The 19,193-nt window shown below is 54.7% G+C and carries 20 protein-coding genes and 1 tRNA gene; 17 read left to right on the forward strand and 4 right to left on the reverse strand.

From position 1 onward, the window contains the following. Nucleotides 1-186 precede the first annotated feature (186 nt). From tuf to K3729_05050, 4 genes are all read left to right on the forward strand, one after another. Nucleotides 187-1,362, forward strand: coding sequence for an elongation factor Tu (gene tuf, locus K3729_05035; GenBank protein ID UWR00142.1), 1,176 nt, complete (start codon nt 187-189; stop codon nt 1,360-1,362). 123 nt (nt 1,363-1,485) lie between these two features. Then, a complete protein-coding gene (locus K3729_05040) occupies nt 1,486-1,734 on the forward strand; it encodes a hypothetical protein (protein ID UWR00143.1) in 249 nt (82 codons plus the stop codon). Between the two features lie 116 nt (nt 1,735-1,850). After that, nucleotides 1,851-2,507, forward strand: coding sequence for a DUF1007 family protein (locus tag K3729_05045; GenBank protein ID UWR00144.1), 657 nt, complete (start codon nt 1,851-1,853; stop codon nt 2,505-2,507). Further along, nucleotides 2,489-3,409: a hypothetical protein gene (locus K3729_05050; GenBank protein ID UWR00145.1), complete on the forward strand. Its 921-nt coding sequence runs from the start codon at nt 2,489-2,491 to the stop codon at nt 3,407-3,409. Before K3729_05045 ends, K3729_05050 begins: the two co-directional genes overlap by 19 nt. A 75-nt stretch (nt 3,410-3,484) precedes the next feature. Here K3729_05050 and K3729_05055 read toward each other — a convergent pair whose 3' ends face one another. Further along, a complete protein-coding gene (locus K3729_05055) occupies nt 3,485-3,979 on the reverse strand; it encodes a ferritin-like domain-containing protein (GenBank protein ID UWR00146.1) in 495 nt (164 codons plus the stop codon). A gap of 117 nt (nt 3,980-4,096) precedes the next feature. Here K3729_05055 and K3729_05060 point away from each other — a divergent pair, with 117 nt between their 5' ends. After that, on the forward strand, nt 4,097-4,735 hold the full coding sequence (locus K3729_05060) for a CatB-related O-acetyltransferase (GenBank protein ID UWR00147.1): 639 nt from the start codon (nt 4,097-4,099) through the stop codon (nt 4,733-4,735). Here the strand turns inward: K3729_05060 and K3729_05065 are convergent. Then, a complete protein-coding gene (locus K3729_05065; GenBank protein ID UWR00148.1) occupies nt 4,712-5,404 on the reverse strand; it encodes a DUF374 domain-containing protein in 693 nt (230 codons plus the stop codon). The two genes, K3729_05060 and K3729_05065, sit on opposite strands and share 24 nt — an antisense overlap. 112 nt (nt 5,405-5,516) lie before the next feature. On the opposite strand from K3729_05065, the gene K3729_05070 reads away from it, so the two are divergent. The 4 genes from K3729_05070 (at nt 5,517) to nusG (ending at nt 7,624) form a co-directional block, all read left to right on the forward strand. Next, nucleotides 5,517-5,592, forward strand: a tRNA-Trp gene (locus tag K3729_05070). Nucleotides 5,593-5,634: 42 nt separating this feature from the next. Next, the gene (locus K3729_05075) at nt 5,635-6,522 is read left to right on the forward strand and encodes a hypothetical protein (GenBank protein UWR00149.1); all 888 of its coding nucleotides are present in this window, start codon (nt 5,635-5,637) and stop codon (nt 6,520-6,522) included. 89 nt (nt 6,523-6,611) lie between these two features. Then, on the forward strand, nt 6,612-6,806 hold the full coding sequence (secE, locus tag K3729_05080) for a preprotein translocase subunit SecE (GenBank protein UWR00150.1): 195 nt from the start codon (nt 6,612-6,614) through the stop codon (nt 6,804-6,806). Nucleotides 6,807-7,090: 284 nt separating this feature from the next. Beyond that, nucleotides 7,091-7,624 (forward strand): transcription termination/antitermination protein NusG, encoded by a 534-nt coding sequence (gene nusG, locus K3729_05085; protein UWR00151.1) that lies wholly within the window; start codon nt 7,091-7,093, stop codon nt 7,622-7,624. Between the two features lie 21 nt (nt 7,625-7,645). Here nusG and K3729_05090 read toward each other — a convergent pair whose 3' ends face one another. Together K3729_05090 and K3729_05095 are read right to left on the reverse strand one after the other, a co-directional pair. Next, nucleotides 7,646-8,212, reverse strand: a complete 567-nt coding sequence (locus K3729_05090; GenBank protein UWR00152.1) for a hypothetical protein — start codon at nt 8,210-8,212, stop codon at nt 7,646-7,648. 10 nt (nt 8,213-8,222) lie between these two features. Then, on the reverse strand, nt 8,223-8,723 hold the full coding sequence (locus K3729_05095) for a cytochrome b/b6 domain-containing protein (protein UWR00153.1): 501 nt from the start codon (nt 8,721-8,723) through the stop codon (nt 8,223-8,225). 296 nt (nt 8,724-9,019) lie between these two features. Between K3729_05095 and rplK the strand changes: the two genes are divergently transcribed. The 8 genes from rplK (at nt 9,020) to rpoB (ending at nt 19,152) form a co-directional block, all read left to right on the forward strand. Continuing rightward, complete coding sequence (gene rplK, locus K3729_05100) at nt 9,020-9,445, forward strand: 50S ribosomal protein L11 (protein UWR00154.1); 426 nt, start codon at nt 9,020-9,022, stop codon at nt 9,443-9,445. After that, the gene (rplA, locus tag K3729_05105; GenBank protein UWR00155.1) at nt 9,445-10,143 is read left to right on the forward strand and encodes a 50S ribosomal protein L1; all 699 of its coding nucleotides are present in this window, start codon (nt 9,445-9,447) and stop codon (nt 10,141-10,143) included. Before rplK ends, rplA begins: the two co-directional genes overlap by 1 nt. 231 nt (nt 10,144-10,374) lie before the next feature. Continuing rightward, nucleotides 10,375-11,706 carry a hypothetical protein gene (locus K3729_05110; GenBank protein ID UWR00156.1) on the forward strand — a complete coding sequence of 444 codons (1,332 nt, stop codon included), beginning with the start codon at nt 10,375-10,377 and terminating at the stop codon, nt 11,704-11,706. Between the two features lie 111 nt (nt 11,707-11,817). Then, nucleotides 11,818-12,204: a hypothetical protein gene (locus K3729_05115; GenBank protein UWR00157.1), complete on the forward strand. Its 387-nt coding sequence runs from the start codon at nt 11,818-11,820 to the stop codon at nt 12,202-12,204. Between the two features lie 309 nt (nt 12,205-12,513). Beyond that, the gene (gene rplJ, locus K3729_05120) at nt 12,514-13,026 is read left to right on the forward strand and encodes a 50S ribosomal protein L10 (protein ID UWR00158.1); all 513 of its coding nucleotides are present in this window, start codon (nt 12,514-12,516) and stop codon (nt 13,024-13,026) included. Nucleotides 13,027-13,095: 69 nt separating this feature from the next. After that, complete coding sequence (rplL, locus tag K3729_05125) at nt 13,096-13,470, forward strand: 50S ribosomal protein L7/L12 (protein UWR00159.1); 375 nt, start codon at nt 13,096-13,098, stop codon at nt 13,468-13,470. Between the two features lie 201 nt (nt 13,471-13,671). Beyond that, entirely contained in the window at nt 13,672-14,526 is an 855-nt protein-coding gene (locus K3729_05130; protein UWR00160.1) for a DUF4394 domain-containing protein, read from the forward strand. Between the two features lie 486 nt (nt 14,527-15,012). Next, nucleotides 15,013-19,152, forward strand: coding sequence for a DNA-directed RNA polymerase subunit beta (rpoB, locus tag K3729_05135; protein UWR00161.1), 4,140 nt, complete (start codon nt 15,013-15,015; stop codon nt 19,150-19,152). The last annotated feature ends 41 nt before the right edge of the window (nt 19,153-19,193 follow it).

A 19,193-nucleotide genomic window follows, 5' to 3' on the forward strand; every position in this document is an offset into this window, starting at 1 on the left:
AGGCGTCATTGCCTTTGTACCATCCAGACGCACAAGAAATGGCGAAATCGACACCTGCGACAAAATAATTTTGCGAAGACGTTCCGGCAGACAACCTGACGCTTGATTTCCGGCGCGATTCCCAATAGATCGCGTGCGAAGTTGAACCGGGCCAAATTGGCCCCTCGAATTTAAGGGCTTTGGCATATGGCTAAGGAAAAGTTTGAACGCACGAAACCGCACGTCAACATCGGTACAATCGGCCACGTTGACCACGGTAAAACGACGCTGACAGCGGCGATTACAAAGTACTTTGGCGACTTCCAAGACTACGACCAGATCGACGGCGCGCCAGAAGAAAAAGCACGTGGTATCACGATCTCTACAGCACACGTTGAGTACGAGACTGAAACACGTCACTACGCGCACGTTGACTGCCCAGGTCACGCCGACTACGTGAAAAACATGATCACTGGTGCTGCCCAAATGGACGGCGCGATCTTGGTTGTGAACGCAGCAGACGGCCCAATGCCACAGACACGCGAGCACATCCTGCTCGGCCGTCAGGTTGGCATCCCGTACATGGTTGTTTACATGAACAAAGTTGACCAGGTTGACGACGAAGAGTTGTTGGAACTGGTTGAAATGGAAATCCGTGAGTTGCTGTCTTCTTACGAATACCCAGGCGACGACATTCCAGTGGTTCCAGGCTCTGCTCTGGCAGCTATGGAAGAGCGTGACGACAACATCGGTAAAGACTCAATCGTTGCTCTGATGGCAGCTGTTGACGACTACATCCCGACACCTGCACGTGCGGTTGATATGCCGTTCCTGCTGCCAGTTGAGGACGTGTTCTCAATCTCTGGTCGTGGTACAGTTGTAACTGGCCGTGTTGAGCGTGGCGTTGTGAACGTTGGCGACGAACTGTCCATCGTTGGTATCCGTGAAACACAGAAAACGACATGTACTGGCGTTGAAATGTTCCGCAAGCTGCTTGATCGCGGTGAAGCAGGCGACAACGTTGGCGTTCTGCTGCGCGGCATCGACCGTGATGGCGTTGAGCGTGGTCAGGTTCTGTGTAAGCCAGGTTCCGTGAACCCGCACACAAAGTTCGAAGCAGAAGCCTACATTCTGACAAAAGAAGAAGGCGGTCGTCACACACCATTCTTCGCGAACTACCGTCCACAGTTCTACTTCCGTACAACTGACGTGACAGGCACTGTTGTTCTTCCAGAAGGCACAGAAATGGTCATGCCGGGCGACAACCTGAAGTTCAACGTTGAACTGATCGCTCCAATCGCCATGGAAGACGGCCTGCGCTTCGCGATCCGCGAAGGTGGCCGTACTGTTGGCGCCGGCGTTGTGTCTAAGATTGTTGAGTAATCAATGACGCCTCGCAAGAGGTAACGAGATTAGAAAAGGCCGCGCCAGAAATGACGCGGCCTTTTTGTTTGGGTGCCGACATGCTAGCCCGTTCTCACGTGTAAACCTTGTTGTGAGATAAAGATGACAAAGACCCTTCCCATTGTATTTCTTGTTCTTTTAACCTCTGCTTGTTCCGGTGGCAGCGACCCTGATCGGTTGACGTCGGACCGTGAAGGCAACGTTGTTAGCGGCGTTGCAGGGGCCAATTGGGCCGACAATGAATTGAACGTTGTTTGCAACACACCAGAAGAGACATTGACCAACGTCACAGTGCGGCGTGACGCAAGCGGCACCGGTACATATTCCGGCGTTTGCGTACCCGCGTTGTAATCGATATTGGGCCGTGCCGCCTGGCGCGGCCCTAGCTATCCCCATCGGCGGAATTCGCCACTACCTGTAGACGGGTGTGTGTTGCGCAGGTGCAGCCCGTCACATATGATTTCGATATGCGCCACCTTATCTTGCCCGCCCTGATCGCCGCGACTGTTCCGTCCACAATGGCGCAGGCCCATCCACATATTTTTGTGTCGACAGAGGTGACGGTCATTTTCGAAAATGGCGTGCCTGCGGCCGTCGATCTCGCATGGATTTACGACGATTACTTCTCGCTTTTGATCACCTCTGATCTTGGGCTGGATTTGGACGGGGACATGCAGCTGACGGCTGAAGAAGAACAAATTCTGGCGGCGTCTGTCACCGAATGGCCTGCGGATTTCCAAGGTGATCTGGAGGTTAGTCAAGGCGGTGACATCATCCAGCTTGCGCCGCGCACGAACCACACCATGGTATTCGAGGACGGGATCGTGCGTGAAATGCATCGCAGGCCGATCCCTGCTTTGAACGATCCCACGGCACCGATCACAATCCGCGCCTATGATCCGTTCTACTATGTCGCCTACGACCTTGTCGGGGCCGTACAGATCAAAGGGCGAGACGATTGCGAAACGTTGATTACCCCCGCCAATCTTGATGCGGCTTACACGTTGGTCGAAGAATTGCTTTATGGCCGCCCCGCTGCTGATGTCGGTGCAGACGAACAATTCCCCGAAGTCGGCGTCGCCTTTGCTGACACCATAGAGGTTACATGCGCACCATTGGGTTAATCTGCCTTATCGGGCTGATCGCGGTGATCATCGGCTTGTGGGGATATGGCGGCGCGGACGCGGTCAGCCGCTGGGCGACAGCAACGCAGCGCGATGTTCAAAACGCAATGGCGCGCAGTTTGCGTGCCTTGCAAGCCGGAGAAGCAGGCGCTTTGCTTGGCCTCTGGGGGCTTTGCCTGACCTACGGTTTTGTGCATGCCGCCGGACCCGGTCACGGCAAACTCGTCATCGGCGGTTACGGCATTGGGGCGCGTGTCGCTGCGGCGCGACTTGTCGGGTTGGCTGTTCTGTCGTCACTGGCCCAAGCACTCACGGCCGTCATTTTGGTCTACGGCGCGATTTGGGTGCTTGGTTGGGGGCGGACGCAGATGACCGACGCGGCTGATAAATTTTTTGCGCCGCTCAGTTACGCGCTGATTATCGGTGTCGGTCTCTGGCTGTTTCTGCGGGGCATTCGGCATTTTCTGCAAACGCGTCAGACTACCAAAGACCATCATCGTCACGACCACGATCATGACCATGACCATGACGGCGTGTGCAGCAGTTGCGGCCACGCGCACGGCCCGACACCTGATCAGGCCGCCAATGTTCGGTCTGTAAAAGATGCCGTTGCCGTCATTGCAGCGATTGCGATCAGACCCTGCACAGGTGCTGTCTTTCTGTTGATCCTGACGAATGCACTGGGTGTCGCTTGGGCTGGAATCGCGGGTGCCTTTGTGATGGGGATCGGCACGGCAGCATTTACAGGCGCGGTAGCGCTTGCATCTGTTGGATTGCGGGAAAGTACGCTGGCGCAAGTCGCTGGTGGTACCGCGACCGCACGTATGTTGGCCATCGTCGAAATATTGGCAGGGGCGATTATCGCGATCCTTGCTCTCCAGCTATTGCAGCGCGTCCTATAAAGGCAAAAGACCGCCGCAGGGAGGATGCGACGGCCTTTCGGTGCCTTGGGAAGGCAGGGAGGAATCGGGGCGGTATTACGCGGCTTTCGCGTTTACCTCACCAGTGGCGATATCGGTCATCGTCCGGTCGCCGTCGTATGTGTTATCCAAACATTCCTGCAAGATCGCGGCCTCGCCATCTTCGCCAATGCGGTTCGCAAAGGCGACCAAACAGCCGTAGCCGGCCAACGCGTAATGCACCATCCGCTGGTACTGCGTGATGATCATTGCATCACGCACGTCGTCGTCACCAAAATCAGCCTCGAGCACATGGGCCTTCGCTTCTTTCACAAGACCTTCCATGCCTTTGCAATGTTCGCCTGTTGGCTTGATGTCATGCTTGGCGCAAATCTCGGCTACTTTTTCGATACCGTCGCTAACACCGTTCGCACCAGCGATCAGGGCCTCGGACAAATGTTTGTTCTTCGCGGCACGGCCAAGTTCGGTAATAATCTCCAACGACTGCGTGTTCGCGCTCCAGATGTCCTGAAGTTGGTCGTGGTACACGTCATGTAGGGTATTCATTGACATGATATTTCCTTTCCGTTGCGTTTCGATTGTCTGCACAACATGATGGGATCAAATTCGTTCCGCTAAACTTTGAGACTTTTCAAATGATGGGCGGATCGACGGACCAGAAAGCACGCAATGCCCGATCCATTTCCAGCACCTGATACGCTTCATCCGGTCATCTTGCCTGACGGGACGCCGCATGCCGGAACGGTCTTTCTCGCACCTGCTGTGAAGGATCATACGAAGTTTCACGTGGGCGATTACACCTATGCCAGCGCGCATGTGCCGCCCGATGATTGGGCATTTCACCTCGCGCCATACCTTTACGATTTTTCGCCAGAGACGCTGCAGATCGGCAAATTCTGCCAGATTGCGGACGGCGTGACCTTTGTGACATCGTCGGCGAACCACCGGTATGACGGGTTTTCCAGTTTTCCGTTCATGATCTTTGGGGGTGGGCCAGCGTCGATGCCGGAACCGGGACCAGACACAGTGATCGGGAATGACGTCTGGATCGGGCAGGGGGCGACGATTCTACCAGGGGCTTCGATCGGCAATGGCGTGATCATTGGGGCGCAATCGGTCGTGCGGGGCCATGTCCCGGATTACGCCATCGTCGCAGGGAACCCCGCGACCGTGGTACGGCGGCGGTTTGACGATGCGACCATCGCAGAGCTTCTCGATATCGCGTGGTGGGATTGGCCCATTGAAAAAGTGCAAGACAATGAAGCGGCCATCGTCGGTGCGGATCTAGCCGCGCTGCGTGACGCCTGACATCTGATCTGCCGTTGCGGTCACGCGGTTCAACTCTGCCGTCATGACAGCGCGGCCCGCTTCAATTTCAGCATCGCTGGCCTTACGCGGAATCGCGACATCAAGCCGATCAAACACAATCGCGCCCCGCGTAAACGGCAATGGCACCATCATACTGTCCCACGTTTTCAGGATGCGATGACGTTTCGTAGAAAAGGCGTAGCCGTAAATCGGGCGTTGCATGATCCGCGCCCATTCCAGCGGGGCATCTTTCACGGCAAAACCCGGACCGGTTGGTCCGTCGGCTGTAATTCCGATGCTCACACCTTCCTTCGCCCGTTTCATCACAATGCGGGATTGCGCCACGTTAGACCGTTTCGCGGACATCTCTATCGGCTGAAGACCGAAATAGGCCTGCAAAGCACCCGCTGCCCGTCCAATCGGGGCGGTATCATGCAAGCAAGACAACGATCCTGCGGTACGCGGCCAATGCGGCGCGATCATCATCAATCGGCCGTGCCAAAGTGCGCAAAGAACCGGACCCTGTTCCAGATCGCGTCTCAGCGCATCCAGCCCCGATGTTTCCCACTTTGACGTCAGAATGCACAGCCGCAAGTACCATCCCACAAGCGTCGCGATAAAGCGGGCAAGAAAGGCAGAATTTTCCAAGCGGCGGCGAAACGGGGACATCTGAAGGCTCTGTCTGGATCGGTTTTTCTTTGATGCGCTTTTTTCTTGGACAATGACAAGGCGGGGCTTGAAAAAGAATTGGCATGGGGGTAGATCGACAGTCGGTCAGCGTAGGGGTGTAGCTCAGTTGGTAGAGCGCCGGTCTCCAAAACCGTAGGTCCACAGTTCGAGTCTGTGTACCCCTGCCAGACCTCTGATCCTTCCCGTGTGATAGAGGGGCCGCCAATCTCATGACATCGCAGGCTTTACCCAGCGCAATTGTGTTGCACCTTGGGGCGCATAAGACCGCAAGCACCCATTTGCAGCATGCAATCATGGCGGCTTTGCCGATTGAAGGCGTGGCATTTGCGGGGCCACAGACATTGCGCCAACCGGGGGCCAGTCTGCCGGAACGGTTTGGGTTTCCTTTCGATCCGGATAGCGCAGATGTATCGGCGTTGTCGCCGCACGATGCGCTCGCGGAATTGGCGGATGGTGCCGACCGGCTTGTGTTGTCCGAAGAAACCTTTGCCGGAAAACTCCAGCGGGGCTGGGGGCGCATCCCGACCCCGCTTTATTTCACGGCCCCAGACCGGGTCAGCCAGTTTGCCCGTATCATCGCAGAAGCAGGCGGTCCCGCCATTGATCTGTGTCTGGGTATCAGGAACCCCACTGACTACTTGGGGTCCGCCTATAGTCAAATTCTGAACGGCAACCGCGTCGTTGAGCCGGAAAAGTATCGCGAAAAGAACCCGTTCACCGTGGTCGATTGGGCCGATTACATTGGCCGGCTGCGGGCGACAGCAGGCGTAGGTGCGCTGACGGTTTGGCGGCAAGAAGATTACGCCGACGTGTTCCCGCAGGTTTGCGAGGCAATGGTCGGCACGCGCGATGTTGTGCCGCCGCCCGAACGGATCCATCAGCGGCTATCCGAACAGGCTGTTGATGCGATTCTGTTGGCGAAACGGTTCACCGGTCCGGATTTCAAACGGATCGCCGCCGATGCCTTACCCATCACAGCCGATAACCCGCCCTATGATCTATACGATACGACAATACATGCGGCGTCGCGCACCTTCTATGCCGATCAATGTGCGATGATTGCGGCCATGGCGGATGTGACGTTTTTGCAGGTCTGACGCGCAAACTGCGGACCTGCATCCTACCGCTTGAAAACCCAGTAAAGACTGCGTATGTGACGGTCTACAGATGTAAAGGACCGCGACCTATGGCTAACCCAGTCAGATTCATTAACGAAACCCGCGCAGAAGTTGCAAAGGTTGTCTGGCCGACCCGTCGGGAAGTTGTGATGACCACAATCATGGTCTTCATCATGGCCACATTGACCGCGATCTTCTTTTTCCTCGTCGATCTTCTGATCCGTACAGGTCTGCAGGGCGTGCTGAACTACTTCGGCGGCTAAACTACCTTATCTACTTTTGTTCTCATCAACGCTCGCCGGAAGCATCCGACGCCGCGATTTGGTGCCGTTTTCGCGGTGGGCGAACCACAGCGACTGGTGCGGAAATCTGCCCTCACCCCCTTGAAAACATTGGTTCAGAACGGTACGACGCCTCAACTTTCGGGGAAGGCGTGCGGCGAATCAAGTTGCGCGCCGCTTTTTATTGACCCGCGCAGATGATATAACTGTCTGTGATAATTGGAACTTTGCGGCGCAGTCCGCAATCGGCAAAGGTGCTCTTTGATATGGCCAAACGTTGGTATTCTGTAAGCGTCCTCTCGAACTTTGAGAAAAAGATCGCAGAGACCATTCGCCAAAAAGCGGAAGAGCAGGGTCTGGATGATCAGATCGAAGAAGTGCTGGTTCCGACCGAAGAAGTGATCGAAGTCCGCCGCAACAAAAAAGTGACAGCCGAACGTCGCTTTATGCCGGGTTACGTTCTGGTCCGCATGGACATGTCGGACGAAGGTTACCACCTGATCAACTCTATCAACCGCGTCACAGGTTTCTTGGGCCCGCAAGGTCGCCCAATGCCGATGCGCGATGCAGAGGTCAAAGCGATCCTTGGTCGTGTCGAAGAAGGTCAGGAAGCGCCACGTACGCTCATCAGCTTTGAAATTGGTGAGAAGGTTAAGGTTTCCGACGGTCCGTTCGAAGATTTCGACGGCATGGTGGAAGAAGTGGACGAAGAAAACCAGCGCCTGAAGGTGACTGTGTCTATCTTTGGTCGCGCGACCCCAGTCGAACTGGAGTACACGCAGGTTGTGAAACAGGGTTAATCCCTGCGACCGCCTGATCCGTTAGGCCAGTGTAAGAACAACGCTATCTCCGACGCTCAGTGTATAGTCGGGGATAGACAGGTATTCATCTTCGGATGCGCCAGACACCCCAAACCCCGATACATTGTAAACCGAACTGTGGCGGCTGCCGCGATCTGTGCAGGCAAATGGCGCCTCTGGATTGCCAGTGACCCCGATGGCTTTGCCTTTGTGGGTGCACAATAGGTTCACCACGAAATACGCAGGATCCTGAATTGTGCCGTCACGATCGTCGGCTGCTGCAACCTGATCCTCGGTGCGGCGATGAACGGCGATGTACTGGATCATGCCGGTTGCCGTATACTTTTCATCCGTTGTGGGGCGGGCGATTACGGCAACTTCGCCGGGTTCCAATGCGCTAATCTCAATCTCGCTGGTGCCCGCGTCGACACTGATGGTCTGGCTTTGCCCAATCGGGGTGTCGTCTGGGATGTCAGCCCAATCATCCAGTTCAAGTGTCGTCGTTTGCGCATTCAAGATCGCGGGACACAGTAAGACGGTACTGCTGGTCAATGTTGCGATCACATGGCGTCGGGTCAGCTGGTGCATAGGGAAATCCTTATCTGGCTTTAAGTGACATATCAGTGAGGGTGGAATCGCGGTTCCAGAAATGGTGCTTCAGCGCCGCGGCGATATGGCCGCCGGCCAAAACAAGAAGCACCCATTTCAAGAGGTAATGAATTTCAAGCAGCCGTTCACCGGTGTCGGACCTTGCAAAGCTCAGGCTGGCAGGGGCGACCAGCGCATTATCCAGCTCGGCAGACGCGCCGATGTAGCCGGTCACGACGAAAGCAATCAGGGTAAGATATAGTGCGATATGTATGGCGCTGGCCGCCAGCGTTGCAATGCTGCGATGCGGGTTCGGTGCGGGGCGCTTTGCAATCCGACTGATGATCCGTACAATCAGCAGAACAATCAAAACTTGGCCTGTCAGTTGATGGATCAACATTGCGCCATCGTCGGCCAGTTCCAACCGGTAGGCCATGCCTGTCACGGCCATGATCAAGATGAGCAAAACAGACGCCCAATGGTATCTGATTTGCGCTTTGGTGTATCTCATCTGAACATCCTTGATCGGTGGCATCGCTACACTGCTTACGGTATTTAACGCAGCGGACGCGCAAATTGGTCGGATGGTGTGTAAATTCTCGGATCACCTTGCCGTGAACGGGAATGGGGAAGGCAGACGAATTACCTCTTGCATAACGCTTAGGCGCGATCTAAACGCACGACCTGTTGCCTCTACATGGGGTGGCATCGCTGTGGGAGGTCTTGGCGCGCGCGCGTGACCAGCCGAACCACACAACGTAAAGCCGGATGATCGCGATTGTCGGGCGTTGGAAAAGGAGAGGCCACATGGCCAAGAAAGTAGTAGGGACACTTAAGCTGCAAGTCCCAGCGGGCGCAGCAAACCCATCCCCACCCGTAGGCCCAGCATTGGGTCAGCGCGGCATCAACATCATGGAATTCTGTAAAGCGTTTAACGCGAAAACACAGGAAATGGAAAACGGCGCGCCGTGCCCAACCGTGATCACATATTACGCGGACAAATCCTTCTCGATGGAAATCAAGACGCCACCTGCGTCCTACTACATCAAGAAAGCTGCGAAACTGAAGTCCGGCTCAACAGCGCCAGGCCGTACAGTTGCAGGCTCCATCACTGGTAAGCAGGTTCGTGAGATCGCTGAAGCCAAGATGAAAGATTTGAACGCGACTTCCATCGAAGGCGCAATGCTGATCATCGCGGGTTCTGCTCGCTCTATGGGCATCGAGGTGAAGTAATGGCTAAATTTGGTAAGCGTACAACTGCAGCTCGCGCAGCCTTCGAAGGCAAAGCAGACGTCACCGTTTCCGAAGCAGTTGCTTTGATGAAGGACAACGCGAAAGCGAAGTTCGACGAAACTATCGAAATCTCTCTCCAGTTGGGCGTTGACCCACGTCACGCAGACCAAATGGTTCGCGGGACAGTGGCACTGCCAAACGGCACAGGCAAAACAGTACGCGTTGCTGTGTTTGCACGTGGCGAAAAAGCTGAAGAAGCAAAAGCAGCTGGCGCAGACATCGTTGGTGCAGAAGACCTGATGGAAACTGTTCAGGGCGGCACAATCGAATTTGATCGCTGCATCGCGACACCTGACATGATGGGGGTTGTTGGTCGTCTGGGTAAAGTTTTGGGTCCACGTAACCTGATGCCAAACCCACGCGTTGGTACTGTGACTATGGACGTTAAAGCAGCTGTTGAAGCTGCTAAAGGCGGCGAAGTGCAGTTCAAAGCGGAAAAAGCTGGCGTTGTTCACGCTGGTATCGGCAAAGCATCCTTCACCAACGAACAGCTGGAACAGAACGTTCTGGCATTTGTTGATGCGGTTCAGAAAGCACGCCCAACTGGCGCAAAAGGCACATACATGAAGAAGATCGCTGTATCTTCCACAATGGGCCCAGGCGTTACATTGTCCATCGCAAACGCGACTGGCAACTAAGACTTAACACTTCTTATCGAAGTGACACGCGGCAGGCCTTCGGGTCTGCCGTTTGCGTTTGTGGGGCATTGTTTTTGCAATGGAAACAATGGAGTACCGGCCGCAAATGTGGCGGAAGTATGGCGATTTCCGCTTGTAGGTCTCACCTCATGATTGTTAACGTCGCCCCAATTATTAAGATCAGCCAATAGATTTGTTGGCTTTAATTATTTCTCTTGGGGGAGAGCGGCTATGCTGACAGGTGATTTTAACGGCGATGGCATTCAGGACGCGCTGAGCGATGATGCATTTCTCGGGGATATTTCGACCACGGGGGATAGTCTCGGGACAGATCTGTTTGGTAAAACAATCGACGGCGTGGCTTGGGACCTAAGAGAATTGCGGGTCATTTTCGGGAACGGCGAAACCGAACCCTATGATGTAGCGCTTGAAAATTGGCAAGTCGTTGGAGTGGTCGGTGAATTCTACCGTGAATTCTACGATACCAGCCAAGCCTTTGGATATTATCCGATCGCTGAAGACGCCTCATCCATCGACTACATTTTCGAAAACCTGTCCGCTTACGTCGAGGTCGTGACCGGCGCTTATGGTAACGACGGGATCAAGGTCGATTATCTGTTCTCGGGATTTGCGCAAAGCTCGACGGTTGTTGTCGAAACCTATTACGACGAAACTTATTACTACGACGAACCCGCGTACGAGAGCGAAGACGCTGATTTCGCGGTCTATTACTGGTTCGATGGCACGGGCTGGGTGGCAGGTGACGCGGACGGGATCGACTGGATGCCGGATGACGCCGGCTATGATTCACGCGGCGAATTTGGGACGCTTGGAGATGACGTTCTTGCGGGCACGGCCGTGGATAACGTGATCTATGCGCTTGCGGGTGATGATGTGATCGACGGGCGCGGCGGTGATGACTACATCGAGGGCGGTCTTGGTGATGATTATATCGACGGCAACGGCGGGTCTGACTCGATGCACGGCAACGAGGGAAACGACACGTTCAAAGGCGGAAAAGGCGCGTTCGAGCAGTATTACGGTGGCGAAGGTGTCGATCTTGTTGATTTCTCAGGATTGAGCAAAGGCTACGCGCTCAAGATTTCGCTCGCATCTGGTGACGGGCAGTTCTTTGACGGGTCCGGTGATATGGTGTTCAACAGTATCGAGCAGGTGATCGGCGGCCGCGGCGACGACCGTATTCAGGGGCAGGACGGTGTTGTGCAAACGCTTGATGGTCACGAAGGCGATGACCGCTTGTTCGGTGCGGATCAGGCTGACACGCTCATCGACGGTGCAGGGCGCGACAACATGCATGGTCGTGGTGGTGCGGATACGTTTGTGCTCGTCTCGGATGGCGACCGCGACACGATCAGCGATTTTGAGATTGGCGTTGACCAGATCGACATCACGGAGTGGGGCGTCAGCGATGGCGCGGATCTGATCTTTGATGCGCACACCAAAAAGTCGGGCCGCGTGACCGTTAGCTTCGAAGACGAAACGTTGCTGATCAAAACCCAAGACCTTGCTGCTGACATCAGCGTGGATGATTTCATCTTTTGATCCAATCAATCGAAACGGCCCCATAGTGGTTGTGGGCCGTTTCGTGTCGCATGTTTCAGTATAGGCTCGCTGCTAAGTCGCTGGTCAGAACGATTTGAATAAGGGTTTTCGATGAAACGTATTCTTCTTATAGCGATTGGCATTGGCGCCGTGATCGGTTTCTTGCTTTACGTCGTGCTATCAAAGGTCAGCGCAGGTGCGCGCGAAACGGTCCGCGAATTCACCATTGCGGTGTCGACAGAGGCCTACGATGACGCACTAGCATTGATGCATCCCGAATTTGCGAAAGAGGTCCCGGTCGAGAGACTGGAAGACATGTTTGTGCAGACCAAGCCATACACAACCGTCAAGATCACGAGTTTTGAGATCAACAACAGTCGCGCGACGTTAAGCGGGACCGCCGAAACGGACGATGGATGTGTCAGCGCGCTGGATTTCAATTTGCTCAGCGAACAGGTTGTCGGGTTTTCGATCACCCCGTTGTGCAGATTCGACTGACAGGCCATACCGCTTCACAAACTGGGGTAGGCGGGTTTTCTACCCCGCTACCCTTGGCAAAACCATCATCTCCCTTTAAAGCACCATCAAGGCCTGACGGTTTGATTCGTCCGGGCCTTTATTCGTCCGAGACGGTGGGTTGGCAGCAATGTCATTAATTCCTGCCTGAGACGGGATAGACCAGAATTTTCGAGGCTCTCCTCGGTCCTGATGGCGCTCCCCCGTAAAAATGGACTTAGACTGTTGGGCAGCATCGCTTCCCAGCAAAATTGAGCCGGAGGGGATACCCTCCAAACTTGGAGTGAAACTGTGGATAGAGCACAAAAAGAACAGCTGGTCGAAGAGCTCGGCCAAGTCTTTGAAAGCTCTGGCGTCGTAGTGGTTGCCCACTACGAAGGCATGACAGTTGCCGAAATGCAGGACCTGCGCGCAAAAATGCGTGACGCAGAAGGGTCCGTACGCGTTGCCAAGAACAAGCTCGCCAAAATCGCCTTGGAAGGTAAGCCTTGCGCAAGCATCGCTGATTACCTGACAGGCATGACTGTTCTCGCCTATTCCGAAGACCCTGTCGCTGCGGCGAAGGTCATGGATGGCTACGCTAAAGAAAACGACAAGCTCGTTATTCTTGGCGGTGCTATGGGTGAGACTGCTCTGGACGTAGCTGGTGTGAAAGCCGTTGCCGCGATGCCATCCCGCGAGGAGCTTATCGCTTCTATCGTTGGTTGCATCGGTGCACCTGCAAGCAACATCGCTGGGGCCATTGGCGCGCCTGCTTCGAACATCGCAAGCATTCTCTCAACCATCGAAGAGAAAGCTGCATAAAGCAACTTGGATTGACTTAGGGGCATCTGCCCTGACGTTGGAACACACTATTTAGAAATGGAAAAGCAAATGGCTGATCTGAAGAAACTTGCTGAAGAGATCGTTGGTCTGACCCTTCTCGAAGCACAAGAACTGAAAACCATCCTCAAAGACGAGTATGGCATCGAACCAGCTGCCGGTGGCGCAGTGATGATGGCTGGCGGCGGCGACGCTGGCGGTGCAGCAGCAGAAGAGAAGACTGACTTTGACGTCGTTCTCAAGAACGCTGGCGCGTCCAAAATCAACGTCATCAAAGAAGTTCGCGGCATCACAGGTCTTGGCCTGAAAGAAGCTAAAGACCTCGTCGAAGCTGGCGGCAAAATCAAAGAAGGCGCTCCGAAAGCGGAAGCCGAAGAGATCAAAGCGAAGCTGGAAGCAGCAGGCGCAGAGGTTGAACTGGCCTAAGCCATTTTCAACTGATCGAAAGAAGCCCGGCACGCAGCAATGCGTGTCGGGTTTTTCGTTTTTGGGGGTGCGGCAGGTCGGTGAAGTCCTGAATTTGGGGAAAGGTTCGTTTAATTTCCGTCAGCTGAAACTTGGGGGCGGCATTTTACGTGTCTTCAGTAATCCGGACGCTTCCGGTGACCTAACTCAAGGAACTTTACGATGTTTATGCGTACGACAGCACTTGCTACGATCACCATTCTTTCAGCAAGCACAGCCATTGCCGATGGCCACGCCGCTTTGTCAGGCTATGCGCTTGCTAATGACGGGCTGACGCTGGTGACAATGGACAGCATCGCTGATCCGGCCGCCGCTATGACTTACGAACTGTCTGCACGTCTTGATGCGATTGCCTACCGCCCCGTGACCGGTGATCTGGTCGGGTTCTCACGCGACGGCATGGTGTTCACAATTGATAAGATGTCTGGCGCACTGACTGATCTAGGCGCAACCTTTGCCGATGACGCGATGGTCACTGGTGCCGCCGTTGCGATGGACTTTAACAACGCGATTGATGCCGTGCGCATGGTGGGTGACGATGGTGCGAACCTTGTTTATTTCCCTGAAGGGTTCGGCGACAACGACGAACGCGCCAATTCCGTGCTGCGTTTCACCGACACGGCCTACGCCGAAGGTGATGCGAACGAAGGCAACGAACCGCTAATCTATGCAAACGCCTACACTAACGCGATTTCCGGCGTGAAAGCCGAAAGCACGTTCCAGTACGCGCTCGACGCCCGCACAAACGCATTGGTCAGCCTCGCGAACAACGCGGGCACATTGGAAACTGTAGGCACAGTCATGGTTGACGGCGAGGTCGCTGATCTTGTGACCGCGGGCGGTTTTGACATCGTGTCTCCGGAAGAGGGTGTCGATATGGGCTATGCGATCTTGCAGATGGACGGGGCGGACACGTCCGGTCTGTATGCGATCGACCTGACGACAGCCGAGGCGACGCTCTTATCTGATCTGGGCAGCACCGGTTTCTCTGGCTTTGCTGTCGCGATGGGCATGTAAATAATACAACCTCCGCCCGGTTCGAATTGGACCGGGCGGCGGTGCTTTGATGTGCGATTTTGTGGGTTTGATCTCGCGCACCGTGACACGGAACTTGACGCGGGCCGCAGTTTCCAACATGCTGGTGCGACAACGGCAGGGCACAAGAATGCCCTATTTGGTCTTGTGTTCTTTCCTCTCACATCATATCTGGGCGGTCTATGCGGGTTCGATTGATTCGAAGCCGCTTTTTCTGTCTTGCAATATGGAGCCTTCGAAACACCCTCTGATTGATTAAATCACAGCAGGGGAAGGCAAACTATTGTGCGGCGTCTGACTTGGAAAGCCCTTTTTTGTAAGGGTTTTCCAAGGCAGAGATATGGTCGAGTGCTGCGCAGTGGGTCGTGCGGCGAGAATGGACCATGTTTCACTGCTGTCTCGTATGGTTGCCCATGCTGTCGCCCAACTGCATGTGCCCCGTTGAGAATTTGAAAGGTGTCCAGACACATGGCGCAAAGTTTCCTCGGTCAGAAACGTCTCCGTAAGTATTACGGCAAAATTCGCGAAGTTCTTGAAATGCCGAACCTCATCGAGGTTCAGAAATCTTCCTACGACCTGTTCCTGCGTTCCGGCGACAGCGACACGCCGCTTGACGGCGAAGGCATCAAGGGTGTTTTCCAGTCGGTTTTCCCGATCAAGGATTTCAACGAAACTGCAGTTCTCGAGTTCGTGAAGTACGAACTGGAAAAGCCAAAGTACGACGTTGAAGAATGTCAGCAGCGCGACATGACCTATTCAGCACCGCTGAAGGTGACACTGCGCCTGATCGTATTTGATGTGGACGAAGACACAGGCGCGAAGTCTGTGAAAGACATCAAAGAACAAGACGTATTCATGGGCGACATGCCTTTGATGACGCCAAACGGCACCTTCGTTGTCAACGGCACAGAGCGTGTGATCGTTTCCCAGATGCACCGTTCACCGGGCGTATTCTTTGACCACGACAAGGGTAAAACCCATTCTTCTGGTAAGCTGTTGTTCGCATGCCGGATCATTCCTTACCGTGGTTCATGGCTCGACTTTGAATTCGACGCGAAGGACCTCGTGTTCTGCCGTATCGACCGTCGTCGTAAATTGCCTGTCACAACGCTGCTCTATGCGCTTGGTTACGACCAAGAAGGCATCATGGACGCGTACTATAACACCGTCGATTACAATCTCGACAAAAAGGGCCAGGCTTGGTCCACGAAGTTCTTCCCAGAGCGCGTGCGCGGCACCCGTCCTGCAGAAGATCTGGTCGATGCTGCAACTGGCGAAGTCATCGCAAAAGCGGGCGAAAAGGTTACGCCTCGTTCCGTGAAAAAGCTGATCGACGAAGGCAAAGTCACCGATCTGTTGGTCCCATTCAACAGCATCGTCGGCAAATTTGTAGCCCGCGACATCATCAACGAAGAAACTGGTGCGATCTACGTTGAAGCAGGTGACGAACTGACAGTTGAAGTCGACAAAGACGGCGACGTCATCGGCGGTACATTGAAAGACCTCGTCGATGCAGGGATCACATCCTTGCCGATCCTCGACATCGATAACGTCAACGTGGGCGCGTACATGCGCAACACAATGGCTGGCGATAAGAACATGAACCGCGAAACCGCGCTCATGGATATCTACCGCGTCATGCGTCCGGGTGAACCACCGACCGTTGATGCAGCATCCGCGCTGTTCGACACGTTGTTCTTCGATTCCGAACGCTATGACCTGTCAGCTGTTGGTCGTGTGAAAATGAACATGCGTCTTGATCTCGACGCAGAAGACACAATGCGCACGCTGCGCAAGGACGACATTGTTGCTTGTATCAAAGCGCTTGTTGAACTGCGTGACGGCAAAGGCGACGTGGACGACATCGACCACCTCGGCAACCGTCGTGTCCGTTCTGTTGGCGAATTGATGGAAAACCAGTACCGTGTTGGCCTGCTTCGTATGGAGCGCGCGATCAAGGAACGTATGTCTTCCGTCGAAATCGACACAGTCATGCCGCAAGATCTGATCAACGCAAAACCTGCTGCTGCAGCCGTGCGTGAATTCTTCGGCTCTTCCCAGCTGTCCCAGTTCATGGACCAAACAAACCCACTGTCGGAAGTCACGCACAAGCGTCGTCTGTCCGCGCTTGGGCCAGGTGGTTTGACACGTGAACGTGCCGGTTTTGAGGTACGTGACGTTCACGCCACGCACTACGGTCGTATGTGTCCGATTGAAACGCCGGAAGGGCCAAACATTGGTCTGATCAACTCACTCGCGACATTTGCGCGTGTGAACAAATACGGCTTCATCGAAACACCATACCGCAAGGTCATCGACGGCAAGGTCACAGACGATGTGTCCTACATGTCCGCGACTGAAGAAATGCGTCACACAGTGGCACAGGCCAACGCGGGTCTTTCCGAAGAAGGCGAGATCATCAATGAACTCGTGTCCACACGGAAAAACGGTGACTACACACTGTCCCCACGTGAAAACGTTGACCTGATCGACGTTTCGCCAAAGCAGTTGGTGTCCGTAGCGGCGTCCTTGATCCCATTCCTTGAAAACGACGATGCGAACCGGGCGCTGATGGGATCCAACATGCAACGTCAGGCGGTTCCACTGCTACAGGCAGAGGCACCACTTGTTGGTACGGGTATCGAAGAAGTTGTGGCACGGGATTCCGGCGCTGCGATCATGGCGAAACGTGCGGGTATCATCGACCAAGTTGATGCGCAGCGTATCGTTATCCGCGCGACTGAAGACCTCGGTCTGGGCGACGCGGGCGTAGACATCTACCGCATGCGTAAATTCCAACGCTCTAACCAAAACACCTGCATCAACCAGCGTCCGCTGGTGAAAGTGGGCGATAAGGTCACGAAGGGTCAGGTTGTTGCTGACGGTCCATCCACTGACATGGGTGAATTGGCTCTGGGTAAGAACGTGGTCGTCGCGTTTATGCCTTGGAACGGCTACAACTACGAAGACTCCATCCTGATTTCCGAGCGCGTGACACGCGACGACGTCTTCACTTCGATCCACATCGAAGAATTTGAAGTCGCCGCCCGTGATACAAAGCTTGGGCCTGAAGAAATCACCCGCGATATTCCAAACGTCGGTGAAGAAGCGCTGCGTAACCTCGATGAAGCCGGTATCGTTTATATCGGTGCGGAAGTTGGGCCTGCAGACATTCTGGTCGGTAAGATCACACCAAAAGGCGAAAGCCCGATGACACCGGAAGAAAAGCTTCTGCGCGCCATCTTTGGTGAAAAAGCATCCGATGTGCGTGACACGTCCTTGCGTCTGCCACCGGGTGACTTCGGGACAATCGTTGAGGTCCGTGTGTTTAACCGCCACGGTATCGAAAAAGACGAACGTGCCCTGCAGATCGAGCGTGAAGAAGTTGAACGTCTTGCACGTGACCGTGACGATGAATTGGTCATCCTTGACCGGAACATCTACGCGCGTCTGCACGACATGATCCTCGGCAAGAAAGCTGTCAAAGGTCCAAAAGGGTTCAAAGCGAATTCCGAAGTGACTGAAGAAGCAATGGCTGAATTCGGTCGTGGTGCATGGTGGCAGTTCGCTCTCGAAGACGAAGGTGACGCACAGATCGTTGAAGCGCTGAACGAGCAATACGAAGCGCAAAAGCGCATGATGGATGCCCGTTTTGAAGACAAGGTCGAAAAAGTCCGTCGTGGGGATGACCTGCCGCCGGGCGTAATGAAGATGGTTAAGGTCTTCGTTGCGGTGAAGCGTAAGCTGCAGCCGGGCGATAAGATGGCCGGTCGTCACGGGAACAAAGGTGTTATTTCCAAGGTCGTACCTATGGAAGACATGCCGTTCCTCGCAGATGGTACACCAGTCGATTTCTGTCTGAACCCGCTTGGCGTTCCTTCACGTATGAACGTTGGTCAGATCCTTGAAACACACATGGGTTGGGCCGCGCGCGGCCTGGGTATCCAAGTGGACGAAGCATTGGACGAATACCGCCGCTCTGGCGATATGACGCCTGTGCGCGACGCGATGAAGATCGTTTACGGTGACAACGTCTATGACGAAGGCATCGCTGATCTCGATCAGGACGATCTGCTCGAAATCGCCGGCAACGTCAAAAAGGGTGTGCCAATTGCGACGCCAGTCTTCGACGGTGCCAAAGAAGCAGACGTCAACGACGCCCTGACACGCGCTGGTTTCAGCACATCAGGTCAGTCGGTTCTGTTTGATGGCCGCACAGGTGAACAGTTTAGCCGTAAGGTCACAGTAGGCGTGAAATACCTGCTGAAACTGCACCACTTGGTCGACGACAAGATCCACGCACGGTCCACAGGGCCATACTCCTTGGTCACGCAACAGCCGCTGGGTGGTAAAGCCCAGTTCGGTGGTCAGCGTTTCGGGGAAATGGAAGTCTGGGCACTGGAAGCATACGGCGCGGCATACACGCTGCAGGAGATGCTCACAGTCAAGTCGGATGACGTTGCAGGCCGTACGAAGGTCTACGAAAGCATCGTCAAAGGCGAAGATAACTTCGAAGCCGGCGTGCCAGAGTCGTTCAACGTGCTCGTGAAAGAAGTCCGGGGCCTCGGCCTCAACATGGAACTCCTGGATGCGGAGGATGAGGAGTAAGGCCCCGGCCTTACTTCCCCTCACCCTAACGCGCCCTATTC

The organism is Rhodobacteraceae bacterium S2214, from assembly GCA_025141675.1.
Classification (GTDB): domain Bacteria; phylum Pseudomonadota; class Alphaproteobacteria; order Rhodobacterales; family Rhodobacteraceae; genus Yoonia.